The following is a 23,221-nucleotide window of genomic DNA, read 5'->3' on the forward strand; positions in this document are numbered from 1 at the left end:
GAATTGAACATGACCTTAAAAGAATTATTGGTGGGGTTCGGCACCCAGGTCCGTAGTATCTGGATGATTGGCCTGCATGCCTTCGCCAAACGTGAAACCCGGATGTATCCGGAAGAGCCGGTCTATCTGCCGCCGCGCTACCGCGGCCGCATCGTGCTGACCCGCGATCCGGACGGTGCAGAGCGCTGCGTTGCCTGTAACCTGTGTGCGGTAGCCTGCCCGGTGGGCTGTATCTCGCTGCAGAAAGCAGAGACCAAAGACGGCCGCTGGTATCCGGAGTTCTTCCGCATCAACTTCTCACGCTGCATTTTCTGCGGCCTGTGCGAAGAAGCGTGCCCGACCACGGCGATCCAGTTGACCCCGGACTTCGAACTGGGTGAATACAAGCGTCAGGATCTGGTGTACGAAAAAGAGGATCTGCTGATTTCCGGTCCGGGTAAATACCCGGAATATAACTTCTACCGGATGGCGGGTATGGCAATCGACGGCAAAGATAAAGGTGAAGCGGAAAACGAAGCTAAGCCAATCGACGTCAAGAGCCTGTTACCGTAAGGAGAGGGCAATGGAATTCGCTTTTTATATCTGTGGCCTGATAGCCATCCTCGCAACCTTGCGGGTCGTCACCCACACCAATCCGGTACATGCGCTGCTGTACCTGATTATTTCGCTGCTGGCGATTGCCGGGGTGTTCTTTTCGCTGGGCGCTTACTTTGCTGGTGCGCTGGAAATCATCGTCTACGCCGGGGCCATTATGGTGCTGTTCGTCTTTGTGGTGATGATGCTCAACCTGGGCGGCAGCGAGATCGAACAGGAACGCAAATGGCTGCAGCCGGGGATCTGGATTGGCCCGGCCATCCTTTCCGCGGTGCTGCTGGTGGTTATCGTTTACGCCATCCTGGGTATTAACGACCAGGGTATCGACGGCGCGGCGATCAACGCCAAAGAAGTGGGTATTGCGCTGTTTGGGCCGTACGTCCTGGCGGTGGAGCTGGCCTCCATGCTGCTGCTGGCGGGCCTGGTGGTCGCCTTCCACATCGGCCGCGAAGAGCGTGCCGGCGAGGTGCTGAGCAACCGCGTGAACGACAGCGACAAAAGAAAAACGGAGGAACACGCATGATCCCCTTAACACATGGACTGATCCTCGCGGCCATCCTGTTTGTGCTTGGTCTGACGGGGCTGGTGATCCGCCGCAATCTGCTGTTTATGTTGATTAGCCTGGAAATCATGATTAACGCCGCCGCGCTGGCCTTTGTGGTAGCGGGTAGCTACTGGGGCCAGGCAGATGGTCAGATAATGTATATCCTCGCCATCAGCCTCGCGGCTGCGGAAGCGAGTATCGGCCTGGCGCTGCTGCTGCAGCTCCATCGTCGCCGCCAGAACCTGAACATCGATTCAGTAAGTGAGTTGCGTGGATGAACATGCTTGCCTTAACCATTCTTTTGCCATTGATTGGCTTTGTGCTGCTGGCCTTCTCCCGCGGGCGCTGGTCGGAAAACCTTTCCGCCACCGTTGGCATGGGGTCGGTAGGCCTGGCGGCGCTGGTCACCGCGTACGTTGGCGTCGATTTTTTCGCTAACGGCAAACAGGCGGTCAGCGTACCGCTGTGGAACTGGATGTCGGTCGGTGATTTCAACATCGGCTTCAACCTGGTGCTGGATGGCCTGTCGCTGACCATGCTCTCTGTGGTGACCGGCGTCGGCTTCCTGATCCACATGTTCGCCTCCTGGTACATGCGCGGCGAAGAGGGCTACTCTCGCTTCTTCGCTTACACCAACCTGTTTATCGCCAGCATGGTCGTTCTGGTGCTGGCCGATAACCTGCTGTTGATGTACCTGGGTTGGGAAGGCGTGGGTCTCTGTTCTTACCTGCTGATCGGCTTCTACTATACCGATCCGAAGAACAATGCCGCAGCGATGAAAGCCTTCGTGGTCACCCGCGTCGGCGACGTGTTCCTCGCCTTCGCGCTGTTCATTCTTTATAACGAACTGGGTACCCTGAACTTCCGTGAAATGGTTGAGCTGGCGCCGCAGCACTTCGCTAACGGCAGCACCACGCTGCAGTGGGCGACGCTGATGCTGCTCGGCGGCGCGGTCGGTAAATCCGCTCAGCTGCCGCTGCAAACGTGGCTTGCCGATGCGATGGCGGGCCCGACGCCGGTCTCCGCGCTGATCCACGCGGCCACCATGGTGACCGCGGGCGTGTACCTGATTGCCCGTACCCACGGCCTGTTCCTGATGACGCCGGAAGTGCTGCATCTGGTGGGTATCGTTGGTGCGGTAACGCTGGTGCTGGCGGGCTTCGCCGCGCTGGTGCAGACCGACATCAAACGTGTGCTGGCTTACTCGACCATGAGTCAGATTGGCTACATGTTCCTCGCGCTGGGCGTGCAGGCATGGGACGCGGCGATTTTCCACCTGATGACCCACGCGTTCTTTAAAGCGCTGTTGTTCCTGTCGTCTGGCTCGGTCATTCTGGCCTGCCATCACGAACAGAACATCTTCAAGATGGGCGGCCTGCGCAAATCCATTCCGCTGGTGTATGTCTGCTTCCTGGTGGGGGGCGCGGCGCTGTCCGCTCTGCCGCTTATCACCGCAGGCTTTTTCAGTAAGGATGAGATTCTGGCGGGCGCGATGGCCAACGGCCATATCAATCTGATGGTAGCGGGCCTGGTCGGCGCCTTTATGACCTCGCTGTACACCTTCCGTATGATTTTCATCGTGTTCCACGGTAAAGAGCAAATTCACGCGCATGCAGGGAAGGGGATTACCCATCATCTGCCGCTGATCGTGCTGCTGGTGCTGTCCACCTTTGTTGGCGCGCTGATTGTGCCGCCGCTGGAGGGCGTACTGCCGCAGACCACTGAGCTTGCCCACGGTAGTGTCATGACCCTGGAAATTGCCTCCGGGATTATTGCGATTGCCGGCATCCTGATCGCTGCATGGCTGTGGCTGGGTAAACGTACCCTGGTGACTTCCATCGCCAATAGCGCGCCTGGCCGCTTCTTCGGTACCTGGTGGTTCCATGCCTGGGGCTTCGACTGGTTATACGACAAGGTGTTCGTGAAACCTTTCCTCGGGATTGCCTGGCTGCTGAAGAGCGATCCGCTGAATGCGTTGATGAATATCCCGGCGATTCTGTCCCGCTTCGCAGGCAAAGGTCTGCTGGTGAGCGAGAACGGTTATCTGCGCTGGTATGTGGCATCAATGAGCATCGGCGCGGTGGTGGTGCTGGCGCTGCTGATGGTATTGCGTTGAGTTTGAGGATTGGGATTGTTTTGCCCGGCGGCGCGGTGCTTGCCGGGCCTACGGGACCGTAGGTCGGGTAAGCGTTAGCGTCACCCGACAAAACAAGCCTCAATCCGAAGTGAATTTTCTGTGAGAATTCGTTGAAAATCAGGTCGTAAAGGACAGGCGTTATCGGCGAAGTCAGAGTGGACACCGCCTGCGCGGAGCAACCGGAGCGTATTAAAATGCGTGAGGATTGTGAGCACAGCCGACGTTCGCTATGACGAGTAAGATAGCCTGAACCGGACTTAAATAAGGAATAAAAATCACCATGTTATTGCCTTGGTTGATATTAATCCCCTTTATCGGCGGCTTCCTGTGCTGGCAGACCGAACGCTTTGGCGTGAAAGTGCCGCGCTGGATCGCGCTGATTACCATGGGACTGACGCTGGCGCTTGGCCTGCAGCTGTGGATGCAGGGCGGCTATTCTCTGACGCAATCCGCGGGTATTCCGCAATGGCAGTCGGAATTCGTGCTGCCGTGGATCCCACGCTTCGGCATTAGCATCCATCTGGCGATCGACGGCCTGTCGCTGCTGATGGTGGTGCTGACCGGTCTCCTCGGCGTGCTGGCGGTACTCTGTTCGTGGCGTGAAATCGAAAAATACCAGGGCTTCTTCCACCTCAACCTGATGTGGATCCTGGGCGGCGTCATCGGCGTGTTCCTCGCCATCGACATGTTCCTGTTCTTCTTCTTCTGGGAAATGATGTTGGTGCCGATGTACTTCCTGATCGCGCTGTGGGGCCACAAAGCCTCTGACGGTAAAACGCGTATCACGGCGGCCACCAAGTTCTTCATTTATACCCAGGCGAGCGGTCTGGTGATGCTGATCGCCATTCTGGCGCTGGCCTTCGTCCACTTCAACGCGACCGGCGTGTGGACCTTCAACTATGAAGATCTGCTGAAAACGCCGATGTCCCACGGCGTGGAATACCTGCTGATGCTGGGCTTCTTCATCGCCTTCGCGGTGAAAATGCCGGTGGTACCGCTGCACGGCTGGCTGCCGGACGCCCACTCCCAGGCGCCAACTGCCGGTTCCGTCGACCTCGCGGGCATCTTGCTGAAAACCGCGGCCTACGGTCTGCTGCGCTTTGCGCTGCCGCTGTTCCCGAACGCCTCCGCCGAGTTTGCGCCCATCGCCATGTGGCTGGGCGTGATCGGTATCTTCTACGGCGCGTGGATGGCCTTCGCCCAGACCGATATCAAACGTCTGATCGCTTATACCTCCGTTTCCCACATGGGCTTCGTGCTGATTGCTATCTACACCGGCAGCCAGCTGGCTTATCAGGGGGCGGTGATCCAGATGATCGCCCACGGTCTGTCCGCGGCGGGTCTGTTTATTCTGTGCGGCCAGCTGTACGAACGTCTGCACACCCGCGATATGCGTCAGATGGGCGGTTTGTGGAGCAAAATTAAATGGCTGCCGGCGATGTCGATGTTCTTCGCTGTCGCCACCCTGGGGATGCCGGGCACCGGTAACTTTGTCGGCGAATTTATGATCCTGTTTGGCAGCTATAAAGTGGTGCCGGTGATCACCGTTATCTCGACCTTTGGTCTGGTATTCGCTTCCGTTTATTCGCTGTCGATGCTGCATCGCGCCTACTTCGGTAAAGCGAAAAGCGAAATCGCGGCGAAAGCGCTGCCGGGGATGTCCCTGCGTGAACTGTCTATCATCCTGCTGCTGGTGGTGCTGCTGGTGCTGTTGGGCTTCTTCCCGCAGCCGATCCTCGACACCTCGCATGCTGCGATGAGCAACATTCAGCAGTGGTTTGTTAATTCTGTTTCTACTACAAGGCCGTAATTCGCCATGACAATAACTCCACAACAACTGATCGCACTGCTACCGCTGCTGATCGTCGGCTTGACGGTGGTGGTTGTGATGCTCTCCATTGCGTGGCGACGCAATCATTTTCTCAATGCCACGCTGTCGGTTCTCGGACTTAACGCCGCGCTGGTCTCGCTCTGGTTTGTTGGTCAGAACGGGGCGATGGACGTCACGCCGATGATCCGCGTTGACGGCTACGCCATGCTCTACACCGGGCTGGTGCTGCTGGCGAGCCTCGCGACCTGTACTTTCGCCTACCCGTGGCTTGAGGGTTACAAGGACAACAAAGAAGAGTTCTACCTGCTGGTGCTGATCGCCGCGCTGGGCGGCATTCTGCTGGCCGGTGCGAATCATCTGGCGGCGCTGTTCCTCGGTATCGAACTGATTTCGCTACCGCTGTTCGGCCTGGTCGGCTACGCCTTCCGCCAGAAGCGTTCGCTGGAAGCGAGCATCAAATACACTATCCTCTCCGCTGCAGCCTCGTCTTTCCTGCTGTTCGGTATGGCGCTGGTGTATGCGAACTCCGGCAACCTGTCCTTCCTCGCGCTGGGTAAAAGCCTGGCGGACAATACGCTGCACGAGCCGCTGCTGCTGGCGGGCCTCGGTCTGATGATCGTCGGTCTTGGCTTTAAACTGTCGCTGGTGCCGTTCCATCTGTGGACGCCGGACGTTTACCAGGGCGCGCCTGCGCCGGTCTCCACCTTCCTGGCGACCGCCAGCAAGATCGCCATCTTCGGTGTGGTGATGCGTCTGTTCCTGTACATGCCAGTGGGCAACAGCGAAGCGGTACGCGTGGTGCTGGGCCTGATCGCCTTCGCCTCTATCATCTTCGGTAACCTGATGGCGCTGAGCCAGACCAACATTAAGCGTCTGCTCGGCTACTCTTCCATCTCCCACCTCGGCTATCTGCTGGTGGCGTTAATCGCCCTGCAGAGCGGCGAAATGTCGATGGAAGCCGTTGGCGTCTACCTGGCCGGTTATCTGTTCAGCAGCCTTGGTGCGTTCGGCGTGGTCAGCCTGATGTCCAGCCCGTACCGCGGTCCGGATGCGGACTCGCTGTTCTCCTACCGCGGCCTGTTCTGGCACCGTCCGATCCTGTCAGCGGTCATGACGGTGATGATGCTGTCGCTGGCCGGTATTCCGATGACCCTCGGCTTTATCGGTAAGTTCTACGTGCTGGCCGTCGGTGTGCATGCGCACCTGTGGTGGCTGGTTGCCGCAGTGGTTGTCGGCTCAGCGATTGGTCTCTACTACTATCTGCGAGTGGCAGTCAGCCTGTACCTGAGCGCACCCGAGCAACTGAACCGCGATGCGCCGTCGAACTGGCAGTACAGCGCTGGCGGTATCGTGGTGCTGATCTCTGCCCTGCTGGTGCTGGTGCTTGGTATCTGGCCGCAGCCGCTGATTAGCATCGTGCAGCTGGCGACGCCGCTGATGTAATCTGCGCTATAAATAAAAAAACCGCCGGGATGGCGGTTTTTTTATGCCCGGATTTTACGCCATCTTGTAGACCATAAAGTCTTCCGCCAATAGCGTATTGGCGAAAATCTCCCGGCATTCCGCCAGCATCTTCAGACAGCCTTCGGCATCGTAGCGCGAGCTAAAGTGGGTAGCGATTAGCGTGCCGACCCCCGCTTCTTTGGCAAGCGCCGCGGTCTGCTGGCTTGAGGAGTGGCCGCGGCTATTGGCTTTCTCCGCCATCGCCTGCTCAAGGGTGGTTTCGTGGACCATCACATCCGCCCCGCGAGCCATCTCCAGCGCCTGCGGGCAGGGGGCGGTATCGCCAAAGATGGCCAGCGTTTTACCCGGCGTCGCTGGCCCCAGATAGCGGCTGCCGTCAATGACCCGGCCATCTTCCAGCTCAACGCGCTGGCCGAGCTTGAGCTGATGGAACAGCGGCCCCGGACGCACGCCATCGGCAATCAGTTGGGCGGCATCTAGCGTTCCGGGTTTGTCATGCTGTTCGATGCGGTAGCCGTAGCACTCCACCGGATGACTGAGCGGGTACGCAGTGACCCGATAGCCCTCTTCGTCGAACACCAGACCAGGGCCGACTTCGATGATGGTGAGCGGATAGTCGGTCCACGAACCGCTCAGACGCAGCGCGGTCTCAACAAACTCTTTGAGCCCTTTTGGCCCGTAGAGGGTGAGGGGCAGAGAGTTCCCCTGCATCGAGCGGCTGCACAACAGGCCGGGCAGGCCGAACAGGTGGTCGCCGTGCAGATGAGTGATGAAAATTTTATTCAGTTTGCCGGGGTGATAGGGCGTGCGAAGAAACTGATGCTGGGTCCCTTCACCGCAGTCAAACAACCACATTTCGGCGCGGGTCGGCTGTTGCAAATTCAGTATTATCGACGTCATATTACGCGTACGGGTCGGCACCCCGGCGGATGTTCCTAAAAAAGTTAATTCCATCGTCCAGTGTCCTCAGGGCGAGTCGCAAAGTATCAGTATATCAATAAGGAGCTACAGATGATGACCTGGCAGGATCTCCACCATAGTGAACTCACCGTTCCCCAGCTGTATGCGCTGCTGAAATTGCGCAGTGAAGTTTTTGTCGTGGAGCAGCAGTGCGCCTATCAGGATGTCGACGGCGATGATTTGGTCGGTGAAAATCGCCATCTGCTCGGCTGGCGCGATGGCGAACTGCTGGCCTACGCGCGGATCCTCAAAAGCGAAGAGGAGTTTGCGCCGGTGGTGATTGGCCGGGTTATCGTTAGCCCCGCCGCCCGCGGTGAGAAGCTCGGCTATCAGCTGATGGAGCAGGCGCTGGCCAGTTGTCAGCAGTACTGGCCGCAAAAGGCAATTTACCTCGGGGCGCAGGCGCACCTGCAATCCTTTTACGCCCACTTCGGTTTTACGCCGGTGACCGAGGTCTATGATGAGGATGGCATCCCCCACATTGGCATGGCGCGAGAAAAGCGCGCTATCTGACCCCTCTGCACCCTCGTCCACACGCTGCTTTGGCCCGGCGAGCGGGTAAGATAAAACCCGCTCCCTCGTCATGGGTACTGCTATTCCGCCGTCGAACCCCTTATAATGTGGGGTTTTACTACCGTGGAGGTTTGCGTGCTGTCTGTTTCCACTGCGCTGGCCCGTTTGCAAGACGGCCTGGGTGAGTCTTTTCCAGACTCGCCCGGCACGCGAATTATCGATATTGCCTTTCCGCTGAATGATGCCTTCGATCCGCTACTATGGTGCGGCCAGCAACCGCAGTGGCCGCAGTTCTACTGGCAGCAGCGCAATGGCGATGAGGAACTGGCGGCGCTGGGGGCGGTAAAAACCTTTTCCTCGCTCGACGCGGCGAACCGCTTTTTATGCCAGACCGGGCGGCAGGATCTGCGCATCGGTGGCCTGAACGCGTTTGAACCGCAGCAGGGCAGCCTGGTGCTGCCGCGTCTGGAGTGGCGCCGGTGCGGCGGCAGGGCCGTGCTGCGGCTGGTGCTGCATAGTGATATCTCCCTGCGTGAGGATGCCGCGACGGCCCGCGCGTTTCTCGCCAGTCTGACCACCACTCAGGCGACCCCTGGCGCTATCCCGCCGCTACTGAGCGAGCGCCACTCATCCGACTATTCTCAATGGCAGGCAATGATTGCGCGGGCGACTAAGGCGATTAGCGCCGGTGAAATGGATAAAGTGGTACTGGCGCGGGCAACCGACCTGCAGTTTGCCGCGCCGCTGGACGCCGTGAGCATCATGGCGGCCAGCCGCCGCAGCAATCTTAACTGTTTTCATTTCCTGATGGCGTTTAATGCCCGGCAGGCATTTTTCGGCTCCACGCCGGAACGGCTGTGGCGCCGGCGCGGCGCGCTGCTGCGCACCGAAGCGCTGGCAGGGACCGTCGCGAACCATCAGGAAGACGCGAAGGCGCAGCAACTGGCCGACTGGTTGATGAAAGATGACAAAAACCAGCGGGAAAACATGCTGGTGGTAGAGGATATCTGCCAGCGCCTGCAGAGTGAGGCCTCGACGCTGGACGTCCTGCCGCCGCAGGTGGTGAGGCTGCGTAAGGTGCAGCATCTCAGGCGCTGCATCTGGACCGAGCTGGCGGCGCCTGACGACAGCCGCTGTCTGCTACAGCTGCAGCCCACCGCCGCAGTGGCCGGCCTGCCGCGTCGGGCGGCGCTGGCATTCATTCAGCGCCATGAACCCTTTGCCCGCGAATGGTATGCCGGGTCCGCCGGCTATCTGTCGCTGGCGCAAAGCGAGTTTTGCGTGGCGCTGCGTTCGGCGAAAGTGGACCACGACACCCTGCGGTTGTATGCCGGAGCGGGGATCGTCAGCGGCTCCGATGCGCAGCAGGAGTGGCAGGAGATTGACAACAAAGCGGCCGGGCTGCGCTCGCTGCTGTGTCCATAAGGCGGGAATGACGATGCATATCAAAACGTCGTCACTTTGCCTTATCTATACTTAGCATCAATATTTGATACCGGACAATTTCATGTCAGTAAGCGCATTTAACCGACGCTGGGCGGCGGTGATCCTGGAAGCTTTAACGCGCCATGGCGTGCAGCATATCTGCATCGCGCCGGGTTCGCGCTCGACACCCTTAACCCTGGCGGCGGCGGAAAACCGCGCCTTTATCCATCATACCCATTTCGACGAACGCGGCCTCGGCCACCTGGCGCTCGGCCTGGCGAAGGCCAGCCGGCAGCCGGTGGCGGTGATAGTCACCTCCGGGACCGCCACCGCAAACCTCTATCCGGCGCTGATTGAGGCGGGCCTCACCGGCGAAAAGCTGATCCTGTTGACCGCCGACCGTCCACCGGAGCTGATCGACTGCGGCGCGAACCAGGCGATCCGCCAGCCCGGAATGTTTGCCTCCCATCCGTCGCAGACGATTTCTCTGCCGCGTCCCTCGCAGGATATTCCTGCCCGCTGGCTGGTCTCAACCATCGACCAGGCGCTGGGGGCGCTGCACGCCGGCGGGGTGCATATCAACTGTCCGTTCGCCGAACCGCTGTATGGCGATATGGATGAGACCGGCGTGGAGTGGCAGCAGCAGCTCGGCAACTGGTGGCAGAGCGATAAACCCTGGCTGCGTCAGGCGCTGCAGTTAGAGAGCGAGAAGCAGCGCGACTGGTTCTTCTGGCGGCAAAAACGCGGCGTCGTCGTGGCGGGGAGAATGAGCGCCGCGGAAGGGAAAAAAGTGGCTGAGTGGGCGCAAACTCTCGGCTGGCCGCTGATCGGCGATGTCCTGTCGCAGACCGGGCAGCCGTTGCCGTGCGCCGACCTGTGGCTGGGCAACGGTAAAGCGGTCAGCGAACTGGCGCAGGCGCAGATCGTGGTGCAGCTCGGCAGCAGCCTGACCGGTAAACGCGTCCTCCAGTGGCAGGCGACCTGCGAGCCGGATGAATACTGGCTGGTGGATAATCTGCCAGGCCGCCTCGACCCGGCGCAGCACCGCGGCCGCCGTCTGCTCGCCAGCGTTGAGCGCTGGCTTGAGCTGCATCCGGCGGAAAAACGTCAGCCGTGGGCGACGGTGATCCCACAGCTTGCCGGGCAGGCGTGGCAGGCGGCGGTTGCCAGCAATGAGCCTTTTGGCGAAGCGCAGCTGGCGCAGCGTATTCGGCGCTATCTGCCGGAGCAGGGGCAACTGTTTGTCGGTAACAGTCTGGTGGTGCGCCTGATCGACGCCCTGGCGCAGCTACCGGCCGGGTATCCGGTTTACAGCAACCGCGGCGCCAGCGGGATTGATGGTTTAATCGCCACCGCCGCCGGCGTGCAGCGCGCCAGTGCGCGGCCGACACTGGCGATCGTCGGCGATCTGTCGACCTTATACGATCTCAACTCGCTGGCCCTGCTGCGCCAGGCGTCGGCGCCGCTGGTGCTGATCGTGGTGAATAACAACGGCGGACAGATTTTCTCTATGCTGCCGACGCCGCAGGACGAGCGCCGCCAGTTCTATTTAATGCCGCAGGACGTGGATTTCAGCCACGCGGCGGCGATGTTCGGCCTGGCCTATCATCGTCCCGATGACTGGCAGTCGCTGGATGAGGCGCTGGCGGGTGCCTGGCGCAGGGCGGGGGCGACGGTGATTGAGCTGGCGGTCAACGAGACTGACGGCACGCAGACTCTCCAGCAGCTGCTGGCGCAGGTAAGCCGCCTGTGACCCTCAGCGCCGCGGTCGACAACGGCCAGTCAGGTTATCCCTGGCTGGTGTTTCTGCACGGGTTTTCCGGCGACCGCGACGAGTGGCGTGAAGTGGGCGACGCTTTTCCCGCCTGGCCGCGTCTGTATCTCGATCTGCCGGGCCACGGCGGCTCCGCGGATATCGCGGTACAGGACTTTGCCGGGGTCAATACTCTGCTGCTGGCTACGCTTAATAGTTACAACATCCTTAACTACTGGCTGATTGGCTACTCACTGGGCGGCCGGGTGGCGATGAACTTCGCCTGTCAGCCGCGTGCGGGCCTGCGCGGCCTGGTCGTTGAAGGCGGCCATCCTGGCCTGCAGGATGCAGAAGCGCGGCAGGCGCGGCGCAGCAATGACCGCGCCTGGGCAGAACGTTTTCGCCGCGATCCGTTGGCGCAGGTCTTTGCCGACTGGTATCAGCAGCCGGTTTTTGCCTCACTGGATGCCGCGCAGCGCGAGTCATTGGTCGCCTTACGTAGCCGCAATAACGGCGCCACGCTGGCGGCGATGCTGCAGGCAACCTCCCTTGCCGGGCAGGCCGATCTGCGCGCGCCTCTGCAGGCGCGCGATTTTCCTTTTCACTACCTGTGTGGCGAACGCGACGCGAAGTTTCGCGCCATCGCGCAAGCGCTCGCTGCCGATACCCATATCATTCACCATGCCGGACACAACGCGCACCGGGACAACCCCGCCGCGGTGATTGCTTGTCTGGCGCAGATTCTGGCAAGTTAACTGAAGGACATTCTATGATCTCTCTTGATGAAGCAATGCTCTATGCCCCTGTGGAATGGCACGATTGTTCCGAAGGCTATACCGATATTCGCTATCACAAATCGGCCGACGGCATTGCCAAAATCACCATCAACCGCCCACAGGTACGCAACGCCTTCCGCCCGCTGACCGTCAAAGAGATGATTCAGGCGCTGGCGGATGCCCGCTATGACGACAATATCGGGGTGATTGTCCTGACCGGTGAAGGTGAGAAAGCCTTCTGCGCCGGCGGCGACCAGAAAGTTCGCGGCGACTACGGCGGCTATCAGGACGACTCCGGCGTTCACCACCTTAACGTGCTCGACTTCCAGCGCCAGATCCGCACCTGCCCGAAACCGGTGGTGGCGATGGTAGCCGGCTACTCTATCGGCGGCGGCCACGTGCTGCATATGATGTGCGATCTGACCATCGCGGCGGACAATGCCATCTTCGGCCAGACCGGGCCTAAAGTCGGTTCGTTTGACGGCGGCTGGGGCGCCTCCTATATGGCGCGTATCGTCGGGCAGAAAAAGGCGCGCGAAATCTGGTTCCTGTGCCGTCAGTATGATGCTCAGCAGGCGCTGGACATGGGGCTGGTAAACACTATAGTCCCGCTGGCTGATCTGGAAAAAGAGACCGTGCGCTGGTGCCGTGAAATGCTGCAAAACAGCCCGATGGCGCTGCGTTGCCTGAAAGCGGCGCTGAACGCCGACTGCGATGGCCAGGCCGGTCTGCAGGAGCTGGCGGGTAACGCCACCATGCTGTTCTACATGACGGAAGAAGGGCAGGAAGGCCGCAACGCCTTCAACCAGAAACGTCAGCCGGACTTCAGCAAATTTAAACGGAATCCATAATGCGCGTTTCGCAGGTTTACCGCTGGCAGATCCCGATGGACGCGGGCGTGGTTCTGCGCGAACGGCGGTTAAAAACCCGCGACGGGCTGTTCATCCACCTGCAGGAGGATGAACGGGAGGGCTGGGGGGAAATTTCTCCCCTGCCGGGATTCAGTGACGAGACGCTGGAAGAGGCGCAAACGGCGCTGCTGGCGTGGGCGCAGGCCTGGCGCGACGGCGCGGAACCGCCGCTTCCCACACTGCCTTCTGTCGCTTTTGGTATTAGCTGCGCGCAGGCGGAGCTTTACGGCGAACTACCGCTGGCCGCGGATTATCGCGCGGCGCCGCTCTGTTCCGGCGATCCGGATGAGCTGTTCGCCAAACTGGCGGCAATGCCCGGCGAGAAAGTCGCTAAGGTGAAAGTGGGGCTGTGGGAGGCGGTACGCGACGGCATGGTGGTTAATCTGCTACTGGAAGCCATCCCCGATCTCCAGCTGCGGCTGGATGCCAACCGGGCGTGGACGCCGCTTAAAGCGCAGCAGTTCGCCAAATACGTCAATCCCGCATATCGCCAGCGCATTGCCTTTCTTGAGGAACCCTGCAAAACGCGGGAGGACTCGCGGGCCTTTAGCTGCGAGACGGGGATCGCTATCGCCTGGGATGAAAGCCTGCGCGAGGCGGATTTCCGCTTTGTCGCGGAGCCCGGCGTGCGCGCGGTGGTGATCAAACCGACGCTGACCGGCAGTGTGCAAAAGGTTCAGCAACAGGTCGCCGCGGCACACGCCCTGGGGCTGAGCGCGGTGATTAGCTCGTCAATCGAGTCCAGCCTCGGGTTAACCCAGCTGGCGCGGGTTGCCGCCTGGCTGACGCCGCAGACCATCCCCGGACTCGATACGCTGGCGCTGATGAGCGCGCAACTGGTACGGCCGTGGCCGGAAAGTACGCTGCCGATGATCAACATTGATGCGCTGGAGCCGCTGCTGTGATGTTTTCCGACTGGCCATGGCGCCACTGGCGCCAGTTACGCGGTGAGGCGCAGGCGTTACGCCTGAACGATCGGCTGCTGACCTGGCGTGAGCTATGCGCGCGGGTTGACGCGCTGGCGGCCGGCTTTGCCGCGCAGGGCGTTATGGAAGGTCAGGGCGTGGCGCTCCGGGCCTACAACCAGCCGGAGACGCTACTCGCCTGGCTGGCATTGCTGCAGTGCGGGGCGCGGGTGCTGCCGCTGAATCCGCAGCTGCCAGAGGTGTTGCTGCAGGAACTGCTGCCTGCGTTAAACGTCCAGCATCAGCTGGTGCTGAATGGTGCTGCGCTGCCGGGGGATTTACCGGAGTTAACTCTGCAGGCGGCCGAAGGCGTCCATGCCGTTTGCTGGCATGGCGAACGGCTGGTGTCGATGACGTTAACCTCCGGCTCAACCGGCCTGCCGAAAGCGGCGGTACATAGCGCCAGCGCCCATCTGGCCAGCGCCGCTGGCGTGCTGGCGCTGATGCCGTTTGCCGCAGAAGACGACTGGCTACTGTCGCTGCCGTTGTTTCATGTCTCCGGGCAGGGGATCATCTGGCGCTGGCTGCTGGCCGGCGCGCGAATGACGGTGCGCGACAAGCAACCGCTGGCGCAGATGCTGCAGGGCTGTACCCATGCTTCGCTGGTGCCGACTCAGCTGTGGCGCCTGCTGAATGATGATGCTGCGCATTCCCTCAAGGCGGTGCTGCTCGGCGGCGCAGCGATCCCGGTCGAATTGACTGAGCGTGCACTCGCGCAGGGAATACGCAGTTTCTGCGGCTACGGCCTCACCGAGTTCGCTTCCACGGTCTGTGCCAAAGCGGCCGACGGCGCGGCGGATGTGGGCGAACCGCTGCCGGGGCGGGAGGTGAAAATTGTCGCCGGCGAGATCTGGCTGCGGGCGTCGAGTATGGCGGCGGGTTACTGGCGCGACGGTCAGTTATTGCCATTAACCAATGATGAAGGCTGGTTTGCAACACGCGATCGCGGGGAATTACACAATGGTCGGCTGACGGTTGTTGGGCGACTGGATAATCTTTTTTTTAGCGGCGGCGAAGGTATTCAACCGGAAGAGGTCGAGCGCGTGATACTCGCATATCCAGCGGTACAACAGGTGTTTATTGTACCGCTGGATGATGTCGAATATGGTCAACGCCCGGTCGCGGTGGTGGAATGCGATGACGGCTGCGAGTTGAGCGCGCTGGCGACATGGAGCGCTGAGCGGTTAGCGCGCTTCCAGCAGCCAGTGCGTTGGCTACGGCTGCCGGACACGTTAAAGAACGGTGGGATTAAGATTTCCCGTCAGGCGCTGCGCGAATGGGCCAGACAGCAGACGTATGCGACCGTATCGTAGCCACCCGCCATATCCCGCGGCATAACGCCGGGTGGGTTGAACGTGGTATGCTGGACTAAAGTAGCCCTTTCTGGCTGAGCGTAACGCGGGTGGCGGCATTGAGATCGTAGTTTTTGAGATCTTCTGCTTTGACCCAGGCGTAATCGTCAAACTCCTCGTTGATCGTCACGTCGCGATTGGCGCTGACGCAGTCGAAGATCAGGTAGATCATATAGATCGTTTCCTGCCGACCATCCGGGTAAGTTTTGACGCGGGTATCATCGCGAAAGCTCCACGGCGCGATATGGGTAAGGATGAGTTTTTCGCCAAGCTCTTCGCGTATTTCCCGCCGCAGCGCCTCTTCAATACGCTCCCCTGGCTCCACGCCGCCGCCGGATAAGGCCCATTGCCCGGGGAAAACCCCGCGGTCGGCGGCCATTTTGCAGAGCAGATAATGGCCTTCATTCTGGATAAGCGGGCAAACAATCGTCCTTTGACGCACGGTTTTTCTCCTTCAGAGGGATGGGGCGGTATGCCGATGAAATAGTTTGCGAGCCGCCTCGGTAAACCGCAAGCGAAATGCGGCCCTGGTCCTGTTGGGTGTTAAGTTAGGTGAAAATAATCGCATGGAGTTTCGCCATGGACAGGGCGCCCCATTCCCCGCATGACGCCGTATTTAAACACCTGTTGTCGCACCGGGCGACGGCAAAGGACTTCCTTGACATTCATCTCCCCGGACCGCTGAGCGCGTTATGCAACCTGAATACGCTGCAACTGGAATCCGGGAGCTTTATTGACGATGAGCTACGAGCGAGTCATTCCGATATCCTTTACTCGCTGCAAACGCAGGCGGGGGAGGGCTATATCTATCTGTTGATTGAGCACCAAAGCTCGGCGGACCGCCATATGGCCTTTCGCCTGATGCGCTATGCCATCGCCGCGATGCAACGTCATCTGGATAAGGGGCATACGCAGCTGCCGCTGGTTATCCCCCTGCTGTTTTATCATGGCCGCGTTTCGCCCTGGCCGTACCCGATGTGCTGGCTGGCAGGCTTTGCCGATCCGGACGTTGCGCGGCGGATCTATGGTGATGATTTTCCCTTAATCGATATCACCACCACCCCGGATGATGAAATCATGCGCCACCGGCGTGTGGCGATGCTGGAGCTGCTGCAGAAGCATATCCGCCAGCGCGACATGATGGACCTGCACGAGCAGCTGGTCAGCCTGTTAGCTCTGGGATACACTAGCCGCAGGCAGCTAAAGACGCTGCTGCATTATCTGTTACAGGCAGGAAACGCCGCCGATCCGGTCGCTTTTTTGCGCCATCTTGCGCAAAGCGTTCCCCGGCGGTCGCACAAGGAGACGCTCATGAATATTGCCCAGTTTCTGGAACAACGCGGCCATCAGCAAGGGTTAAAGCAAGGTCTGCAACAAGGTCTGGAGCAAGGTGAGCAGCAGACCGCGGAGCGTATTGCCCGGGCGATGCTCGCTAACGGGCTTGACCTGTCGCTGGTGGCGAAACTGACCGGCCTCGCCCCGGAATGTCTGGCCCGGCTGCAGCATTAATTATTCCCTTATCCACCCGCGCCGCGCCGATCGTGCGGCGTCAGTTCTCTGTTTTCGTCAATGTGTCAGCGTTAATCATAATAAACATGAATATTCATGGCGCTGAACGGGCGGTTCGTTATTCCGACAACGCCCGATGCCATAAAAAAACGCAACTGGTTACACTCTTGTGAAAATTCATTTCGCCAGGTCATTGATTCCTGACGGGTGCGCAGTAGAATTTTCAGGTTTTTTCGGGACTTCTTTGATTTTAATTTTCTGGATAGAGTAAATAATGAAAAAAAGCATTTTTATGGCGCTGGCTGGCGTCATGCTGGTTTCTTCCGCGGCCCATGCGATCAGCGTTACCGGTGAAGCAGGCGAGCATTACACCAATCTTGGCGTCGGGTTTGGCACGGAGTCTACTGGCCTGGCCGTTTCCGGTAACTGGCTGCATAGCGATAACGACGGCGACGCCGCGGGTTTAGGCCTGGGGCTCAATATTCCGCTGGGGCCGTTCCTCGCGACCGTGGGCGGTAAAGGCGTATACACCAACCCGAAACAGGGCGATGAAGGTTATGCGGCAGCGGTCGGCGGCGGCCTGCAGTGGAAAATCGGCGACAGCTTCCGCCTGTACGGCGACTACTACTACTCGCCGGATTCCCTCTCCAGCGGCATTGACAGCTATCAGGAAGCCAACGTCGGCGCCAGCTGGACCATCATGCGTCCGCTCAGCATCCAGGCAGGCTATCGCTATCTGAACCTGGCGGGCAAAGATGGCAACCGCGATAACACCATCGCCGACGGCCCGTACATCGGCGCCAGCGCCAGCTTCTAATCTCCTCCGGCGCGGTATCTTCTTGCCGCGCCAGATTTTCCTCCTCGTCAGCATCCCGCTTTGCGTTATAGTATTTGCCACCTGGCAGGCAAGGAGTGAGCAATGTTGAATGTGGAAATGCTGTCCACTGGCGATGAAGTGTTGCATGGTCAAATCGTTGATACCAATGCGGCATGGCTGGCGGATTTCTTTTTTAATCAGGGGTTACCGTTAACGCGCCGCCATACCGTTGGCGACGATCTTGATGCGCTGGTGGCGATTCTGCGCGAACGCAGCGAACAGGCGGATGTGCTGATCGTTAACGGCGGCCTAGGGCCGACCAGCGACGATCTGAGCGCGCTGGCCGCCGCCACCGCGAAAGGCGAAGGGCTTATTTTGCATCCGGAGTGGCTGGAAACCATGACCCGTTTCTTTGCCGAGCGCGGCCGGCCGATGGCGGAAAGTAACCGCAAGCAGGCGGAAATCCCCGCCAGCGCCGAAATGATCAATAACCCGGTCGGCACGGCCTGTGGCTTTGCCGTTCAGCTCAACCGCTGCCTGATGTTTTTCACCCCCGGTGTACCTTCTGAATTTAAGGTGATGGTCGAGCAGGAGATTTTACCGCGTCTGCGTCAGCGCTTTACGCTGCCGGAGCCGCCGGTATGCCTGCGTTTGACCACCTTTGGCCGCTCGGAGAGCGAGCTGGCGCAAAGCCTCAATCCGCTGACGTTACCGCCTGGCGTGGTGATGGGTTACCGTTCGGCGATGCCGATTATCGAACTCAAGCTAACCGGACCGGCTGACCAGCGTGACGCCATGCTGGCCCTGTGGCCGGAAGTCCGCAAGGTGGCTGGCGACAGTCTGATTTTCGAAGGCACGGAAGGGTTACCGGCGCAGATTGCGCGCTGCCTGCAGGAGCGGCAGCTGAGCCTGACGCTCAGCGAGCAGTTTACCGGCGGCCTGCTGGCGCTCCAGCTGTCCCGCGCCGGCGCGCCGCTGCTGGCCAGCGAAGTGGTCCCGGCGCAGGAGGAGACGCTGGCGCAGGCGGCTCGCTGGGCGGCCGAGCGGCGCATAAACCATTTTGCCGGCCTGGCCCTGGCGGTGAGCGGCCAGGAGAACGATCATCTTAACGTGGCCCTGGCCACCCCGGACGGCACCTTCGCGCTGCGGGTGAAGTTCAGCGTCACCCGCCACAGCCTGGCGGTACGCCAGGAAGTCTGCGCCATGATGGCATTAAACATGCTGCGTCGCTGGCTGAATGGTCAACCGCTGGCCAGCGAACATGGCTGGATTAACGTGGTGGATTCCCTCTCGCTGTAAGTCGTTTCCCCCGGCGCGCGGGCTTCTCCCGGGCGCCGGTTGTCCAGCCTGTTGTACTCTCCTGAAAAAATTCTGTGCGTTAAGTCGCAATAATCTGCAGCGGATGGTCCAGCATACGAGAAAACGATTGCCCCGCGATATCGCTCACACTTTACCGCCCGCACAATCGCAACACTGATTCCAGTATTCAGGATTGGAGTCCAGTATGTTGGAATCAACAAAAGTCCCGGCGCTGACCCGCGCGATTGAGATCCTCAATTTAATCAGCCGGATTGGCCCCTGCAGCGCAGCCACCATCATTGCCGAACTGGGGATCCCGAAAAGCACGGTTTATCTGCTGCTGGGCGAGCTAAAAAAGCAGCGCTTCATCAGTATGGATAATCAGGATAACTACTGCCTGTGGACCAAGCTGGTGGAGCTGGCCGGGCAGGCGCTGAGCAAAATGGATCTGCGCGAGCTGGCGCGTCCGCGCCTCACCCGGCTGATGGACGAGTGCGGCCTGCTTTGCCATCTGGGCATCATCGATCAGGGTAACGCCTACTACATTCTTAAAATTGAGTCTCCCGCCACCATTAGCGTGCGTTCGCACGAAGGCAAGAGCCTGTCGCTTTATCGCTCCGGGATCGGCAAATGTTTGCTGGCCTGGCAGCCCGCCAGCGTTCAGGCGTCGATTATCGACGACCTGCAGTGGGAGCGGGCCACGCCAACGACCATCACCGATGCTCAACAGCTGCGGGAGGAGCTGGGGCGCATTCGCGCTCGGGGCTGGAGCTTTGATAATGGCGAGGACTATCCGGACGTGCGCTGCGTGGCCGCGCCGGTGTTTAACGCCAATAACGACCTGACCGCCGCCATCTCGGTGGTGGGCACCCGTCTGCAAATCAATGAAGACAATCGCGATTATCTGGCCGGTAAGGCGATTGCCTGCGCGAAAGATATTTCCCGTCTGCTGGGGTGGAAAAGCCCCTTCGAACAACTCGCCTCATCATAAGGAGAACATCATGACCCTACCGAAAATTAAACACGTCCGCGCCTGGTTTACCGGCGGCGCCACAGCAGAGCAGGGCGCCGGCGGCGGTGATTACCACGACCAGGGGGCTAACCACTGGATTGACGATCATATCGCCACCCCGATGAGCAAATATAAAGAGTATGAGCAGTCCCGCCAGTCTTTTGGCATCAACGTGCTGGGGACGCTGATTGTGGAAGTGGAAGCCGACAACGGACAGACCGGCTTTGCGGTGTCGACGGCCGGGGAGATGGGCTGCTTTATCGTGGAAAAACATCTCAACCGCTTTATCGAAGGCAAATGCGTCAGCGATATCAAACTGATCCATGACCAGATGCTTAACGCCACCCTTTACTACGCGGGATCCGGCGGCCTGGTAATGAATACCCTCTCCTGTGTCGACCTGGCGCTGTGGGATCTGTTCGGGAAAGTGGTTGGCCTGCCGGTCTACAAACTGTTGGGCGGGGCAGTGCGCGACGAAATCCAGTTCTATGCCACCGGCGCGCGTCCGGACCTGGCGCAGGAGATGGGCTTTATCGGCGGCAAAATGCCCACCCACTGGGGGCCGCACGATGGCGACGCCGGGATCCGCAAAGACGTCGCCATGGTGGCGGATATGCGTGAAAAGTGCGGCCCGGATTTCTGGTTAATGCTGGACTGTTGGATGAGCCAGGACGTTAACTATGCCACCAAACTTGCCCATGCCTGCGCCCCTTATAACCTCAAGTGGATCGAAGAGTGCCTGCCGCCGCAGCAGTATGAAGGCTATCGCGAGCTGAAGCGCCAGGCGCCGGCCGGGATGATGGTGACCAGCGGCGAGCACCACGGCACACTGCAGTCCTTCCGCACCCTGTCGGAAACCGGCATCGATATTATGCAGCCCGACGTCGGCTGGTGCGGCGGCTTAACCACCCTGGTGGAGATCGCGGCCATCGCCAAAGCGCGCGGGCAGCTGGTGGTGCCCCACGGCTCGTCGGTTTACTCCCATCATGCGGTGATCACCTTCACCAACACGCCGTTCAGCGAGTTTCTGATGACCAGCCCGGACTGCGCCACGCTGCGTCCGCAGTTCGACCCGATCCTGCTCGGCGAGCCGGTGCCGGAGAGAGGGCGCATTCATAAATCGGTCCTGGATAAACCCGGCTTTGGCGTCGAGCTCAATCGCGACTGCAACCTGAAGCGTCCTTATCAACACTGATTGCGTCGGGCTGCCCGGCGGCCCGCGCCTGAGGATATTATGATGAGCAACACTCTGCTGGAGAGCGTGGTGAAGAAAAACCGCGCCCGCTTAATCCCCTTTATGCTGGCGCTGTACGTGCTGGCGTTTCTTGACCGTTCGAATATCGGTTTCGCCAAAGAGACCTACCAACTGGATACCGGGCTCAGCAATGAGGCCTACGCGCTGGGGGCCGGTATCTTCTTTGTGGTCTATGCCTTCCTCGGGGTGCCGGCCAATCTGCTGATGCGCAAATTTGGCGCCAGAAAATGGATCGGCTGCACCACGCTCCTGTGGGGCGTGCTGTCGGCGGCGATGGCGTGGGCGGATACGGAAGCGAAATTCCTGCTGGTACGTACCCTGCTGGGCGCGGCGGAGGCGGGCTTCTTTCCCGGAATGATCTACCTCACTTCGCAGTGGTTTCCCCAGCAAAACCGCGCCAGCATTATGGGGCTGTTTTATATGGGGGCGCCGCTGGCCCTGACGCTGGGATCGCCTTTATCCGGTGCGCTGCTGGAGATGCATGGGTTGATGGGCCATCCCGGCTGGTTCTGGATGTTTGTCATTGAAGGCCTGCTCGCCGTCGCCGCGGGAGCGTTCACCTTCTTCTGGCTGGACGATTCGCCGCAGCATGCCCGCTTCCTGAGCATGGAGGAGAAACAGGCGCTGATAAGCGAGCTGGCGCGCGAGGAGGAGAAAAAGATTGCCTCGCGCCTGTCCGATGCGCTGCGTAACGGGCGGGTCTGGCAGCTGGCGCTGATTTATCTGACCATTCAGGTGGCGGTCTATGGTCTGATTTTCTTCCTGCCCACCCAGGTTGCTGCGCTGCTGGGCACCAAAGTCGGCTTCGTTGCCTCGGTGGTGACGGCTATCCCGTGGGTGGCAGCGCTGTTTGGCACCTGGCTTATCCCTCGCTACTCCGATCGCACCGGCGAGCGGCGCAATATTGCCGCCCTGACGCTGCTGGCGGCGGCGGTCGGGATTGCGGTGTCCGGACTGGTGGCGCCGGTGCTGGCTATCATCGCGCTGTGCGTGGCGGCGGTTGGGGTGATTGCCGTGCAGCCGGTCTTCTGGACGATGCCGACGCAGCTGCTGTCCGGCACGGCCCTGGCCGCCGGGATTGGCTTTGTTAACCTGTTTGGCGCCATCGGCGGCTTTCTGGCGCCGATCGTGCGCGTGCAGGCCGAAACTTTGTTCGCCAGCAGCGCCGCCGGACTGTTAACCCTGGCCGGCGTCGCCATTGTCGGGGTGGTCATTATCTTTTCATTGAGCCTTACCCGCGCGGTACCCCAGCGCGGCAGCGTACAGCATTGAATAAAGGAATCGCTATGAACGCACTGTTATCTAACCCCTTCAAACGGGGATTATTACGCGGTGAGACGCAAATCGGCCTGTGGCTGAGCTCCACCTCCTCCTACATGGCCGAGATCGCCGCGACCTCGGGATACGACTGGCTGCTGATCGACGGCGAGCATGCGCCGAACACCATTCAGGACCTTTATCATCAGCTGCAGGCGATTGCTCCCTACGCCAGCCAGCCGGTCATTCGTCCGGTCGAGGGCAACCGCAGCCTGATAAAACAGGTGCTGGATATTGGCGCCAGAACGTTGCTGGTGCCGATGGTCGATACCGCCGAGCAGGCGCGGGAGGTGGTCTCAGCGACCCGTTATCCGCCCATCGGTAGCCGCGGTGTTGGCGCTGGCGTGGCGAGAGCGGCGCGCTGGGGAAGGATAGAGAATTATATGGCGGAGGCGAATGACGAACTCTGTCTGCTGATACAGGTCGAGAGCCGAACCGCGCTGGAGAATCTGGACGCGATTCTTGAGGTGGACGGCATTGACGGGGTGTTTATCGGTCCGGCGGATCTTTCCGCTTCACTGGGTCACCCGGACGATGCCGGCCATCCTGACGTGCAGCGGGTGATCGAGCAGAGCATCCGGCGCATTCGCGCGGCGGGGAAAGCGGCCGGATTTCTGGCGGTCGACCCGGCGATGGCAGAAAAATGTCTTGCCTGGGGGGCCAACTTCGTCGCCGTCGGGGTGGACACCATGCTGTATACCCAGGCGCTGGACCGCCGGCTGGCGATGTTCAAACCCACCTGCGCCCAGCCGCAGGAGAAAGCGAGCTATTAACTATTGATGGCGGA

General features: G+C 60.2%; 22 protein-coding genes. 20 read left to right on the forward strand and 2 right to left on the reverse strand.

Annotated elements, in window-relative coordinates; genetic code table 11:
- The first annotated feature begins 9 nt into the window (after positions 1 to 9).
- From nuoI to nuoN, 6 genes are all read left to right on the forward strand, one after another.
- Positions 10 to 552 carry an NADH-quinone oxidoreductase subunit NuoI gene (nuoI, locus tag HMPREF3096_RS02815; protein ID WP_008803948.1) on the forward strand — a complete coding sequence of 181 codons (543 nt, stop codon included), beginning with the start codon at positions 10 to 12 and terminating at the stop codon, positions 550 to 552.
- A gap of 10 nt (positions 553 to 562) precedes the next feature.
- Positions 563 to 1,117 carry an NADH-quinone oxidoreductase subunit J gene (nuoJ, locus tag HMPREF3096_RS02820; RefSeq protein WP_004201743.1) on the forward strand — a complete coding sequence of 185 codons (555 nt, stop codon included), beginning with the start codon at positions 563 to 565 and terminating at the stop codon, positions 1,115 to 1,117.
- Positions 1,114 to 1,416, forward strand: coding sequence for an NADH-quinone oxidoreductase subunit NuoK (gene nuoK, locus HMPREF3096_RS02825; protein WP_002913148.1), 303 nt, complete (start codon positions 1,114 to 1,116; stop codon positions 1,414 to 1,416). The genes nuoJ and nuoK overlap by 4 nt, the downstream gene beginning before the upstream one ends.
- Complete coding sequence (gene nuoL, locus HMPREF3096_RS02830; RefSeq protein ID WP_023340571.1) at positions 1,413 to 3,254, forward strand: NADH-quinone oxidoreductase subunit L; 1,842 nt, start codon at positions 1,413 to 1,415, stop codon at positions 3,252 to 3,254. Before nuoK ends, nuoL begins: the two co-directional genes overlap by 4 nt.
- A gap of 301 nt (positions 3,255 to 3,555) precedes the next feature.
- Positions 3,556 to 5,085 (forward strand): NADH-quinone oxidoreductase subunit M, encoded by a 1,530-nt coding sequence (gene nuoM / locus HMPREF3096_RS02835; protein ID WP_008803950.1) that lies wholly within the window; start codon positions 3,556 to 3,558, stop codon positions 5,083 to 5,085.
- Positions 5,086 to 5,091: 6 nt separating this feature from the next.
- The gene (nuoN, locus tag HMPREF3096_RS02840; protein WP_008803951.1) at positions 5,092 to 6,549 is read left to right on the forward strand and encodes an NADH-quinone oxidoreductase subunit NuoN; all 1,458 of its coding nucleotides are present in this window, start codon (positions 5,092 to 5,094) and stop codon (positions 6,547 to 6,549) included.
- 54 nt (positions 6,550 to 6,603) lie between these two features.
- On the opposite strand, the gene rnz is transcribed toward nuoN, so the two are convergent.
- Positions 6,604 to 7,524, reverse strand: coding sequence for a ribonuclease Z (rnz, locus tag HMPREF3096_RS02845; protein WP_012967513.1), 921 nt, complete (start codon positions 7,522 to 7,524; stop codon positions 6,604 to 6,606).
- Between the two features lie 57 nt (positions 7,525 to 7,581).
- Here rnz and HMPREF3096_RS02850 point away from each other — a divergent pair, with 57 nt between their 5' ends.
- The 7 genes from HMPREF3096_RS02850 to menE all read left to right on the forward strand — a co-directional run bounded on the left by HMPREF3096_RS02850 (position 7,582) and on the right by menE (position 15,186).
- Positions 7,582 to 8,043, forward strand: coding sequence for a GNAT family N-acetyltransferase (locus HMPREF3096_RS02850; protein ID WP_032730853.1), 462 nt, complete (start codon positions 7,582 to 7,584; stop codon positions 8,041 to 8,043).
- A gap of 135 nt (positions 8,044 to 8,178) precedes the next feature.
- Positions 8,179 to 9,468, forward strand: coding sequence for an isochorismate synthase MenF (gene menF / locus HMPREF3096_RS02855; protein ID WP_032730852.1), 1,290 nt, complete (start codon positions 8,179 to 8,181; stop codon positions 9,466 to 9,468).
- Positions 9,469 to 9,550: 82 nt separating this feature from the next.
- Positions 9,551 to 11,221 carry a 2-succinyl-5-enolpyruvyl-6-hydroxy-3-cyclohexene-1-carboxylic-acid synthase gene (gene menD / locus HMPREF3096_RS02860; protein ID WP_032730851.1) on the forward strand — a complete coding sequence of 557 codons (1,671 nt, stop codon included), beginning with the start codon at positions 9,551 to 9,553 and terminating at the stop codon, positions 11,219 to 11,221.
- Complete coding sequence (gene menH / locus HMPREF3096_RS02865; RefSeq protein ID WP_032730850.1) at positions 11,218 to 11,976, forward strand: 2-succinyl-6-hydroxy-2,4-cyclohexadiene-1-carboxylate synthase; 759 nt, start codon at positions 11,218 to 11,220, stop codon at positions 11,974 to 11,976. The genes menD and menH overlap by 4 nt, the downstream gene beginning before the upstream one ends.
- Before the next feature lie 14 nt (positions 11,977 to 11,990).
- Positions 11,991 to 12,848: a 1,4-dihydroxy-2-naphthoyl-CoA synthase gene (menB, locus tag HMPREF3096_RS02870; RefSeq protein WP_032730849.1), complete on the forward strand. Its 858-nt coding sequence runs from the start codon at positions 11,991 to 11,993 to the stop codon at positions 12,846 to 12,848.
- Positions 12,848 to 13,813, forward strand: coding sequence for an o-succinylbenzoate synthase (menC, locus tag HMPREF3096_RS02875; RefSeq protein WP_032730848.1), 966 nt, complete (start codon positions 12,848 to 12,850; stop codon positions 13,811 to 13,813). Before menB ends, menC begins: the two co-directional genes overlap by 1 nt.
- Positions 13,810 to 15,186, forward strand: coding sequence for an o-succinylbenzoate--CoA ligase (gene menE / locus HMPREF3096_RS02880; RefSeq protein WP_032730847.1), 1,377 nt, complete (start codon positions 13,810 to 13,812; stop codon positions 15,184 to 15,186). Before menC ends, menE begins: the two co-directional genes overlap by 4 nt.
- A 55-nt stretch (positions 15,187 to 15,241) precedes the next feature.
- Here the strand turns inward: menE and nudI are convergent, their stop codons facing one another.
- Positions 15,242 to 15,667, reverse strand: a complete 426-nt coding sequence (gene nudI, locus HMPREF3096_RS02885; RefSeq protein WP_023298028.1) for a nucleoside triphosphatase NudI — start codon at positions 15,665 to 15,667, stop codon at positions 15,242 to 15,244.
- Between the two features lie 137 nt (positions 15,668 to 15,804).
- On the opposite strand from nudI, the gene HMPREF3096_RS02890 reads away from it, so the two are divergent.
- The 7 genes from HMPREF3096_RS02890 to yfaU all read left to right on the forward strand — a co-directional run bounded on the left by HMPREF3096_RS02890 (position 15,805) and on the right by yfaU (position 23,207).
- Positions 15,805 to 16,734: an Rpn family recombination-promoting nuclease/putative transposase gene (locus HMPREF3096_RS02890; RefSeq protein WP_032730845.1), complete on the forward strand. Its 930-nt coding sequence runs from the start codon at positions 15,805 to 15,807 to the stop codon at positions 16,732 to 16,734.
- Positions 16,735 to 17,008: 274 nt separating this feature from the next.
- Positions 17,009 to 17,551, forward strand: a complete 543-nt coding sequence (locus HMPREF3096_RS02895; protein WP_004201712.1) for a YfaZ family outer membrane protein — start codon at positions 17,009 to 17,011, stop codon at positions 17,549 to 17,551.
- A gap of 102 nt (positions 17,552 to 17,653) precedes the next feature.
- Positions 17,654 to 18,850, forward strand: a complete 1,197-nt coding sequence (locus HMPREF3096_RS02900; RefSeq protein WP_032730843.1) for a nicotinamide mononucleotide deamidase-related protein YfaY — start codon at positions 17,654 to 17,656, stop codon at positions 18,848 to 18,850.
- Between the two features lie 205 nt (positions 18,851 to 19,055).
- A complete protein-coding gene (locus tag HMPREF3096_RS02905) occupies positions 19,056 to 19,841 on the forward strand; it encodes an IclR family transcriptional regulator (RefSeq protein WP_008803963.1) in 786 nt (261 codons plus the stop codon).
- 10 nt (positions 19,842 to 19,851) lie between these two features.
- Positions 19,852 to 21,057, forward strand: a complete 1,206-nt coding sequence (gene rhmD, locus HMPREF3096_RS02910) for an L-rhamnonate dehydratase (RefSeq protein WP_008803964.1) — start codon at positions 19,852 to 19,854, stop codon at positions 21,055 to 21,057.
- A 42-nt stretch (positions 21,058 to 21,099) separates the two neighbouring features.
- The gene (locus tag HMPREF3096_RS02915) at positions 21,100 to 22,389 is read left to right on the forward strand and encodes an MFS transporter (RefSeq protein WP_032691232.1); all 1,290 of its coding nucleotides are present in this window, start codon (positions 21,100 to 21,102) and stop codon (positions 22,387 to 22,389) included.
- A 14-nt stretch (positions 22,390 to 22,403) separates the two neighbouring features.
- Complete coding sequence (yfaU, locus tag HMPREF3096_RS02920) at positions 22,404 to 23,207, forward strand: 2-keto-3-deoxy-L-rhamnonate aldolase (protein ID WP_012540990.1); 804 nt, start codon at positions 22,404 to 22,406, stop codon at positions 23,205 to 23,207.
- The last annotated feature ends 14 nt before the right edge of the window (positions 23,208 to 23,221 follow it).

Origin of the sequence: Klebsiella sp. HMSC25G12, assembly GCF_001807705.1 — a bacterium.
Lineage (GTDB): Bacteria > Pseudomonadota > Gammaproteobacteria > Enterobacterales > Enterobacteriaceae > Klebsiella > Klebsiella variicola.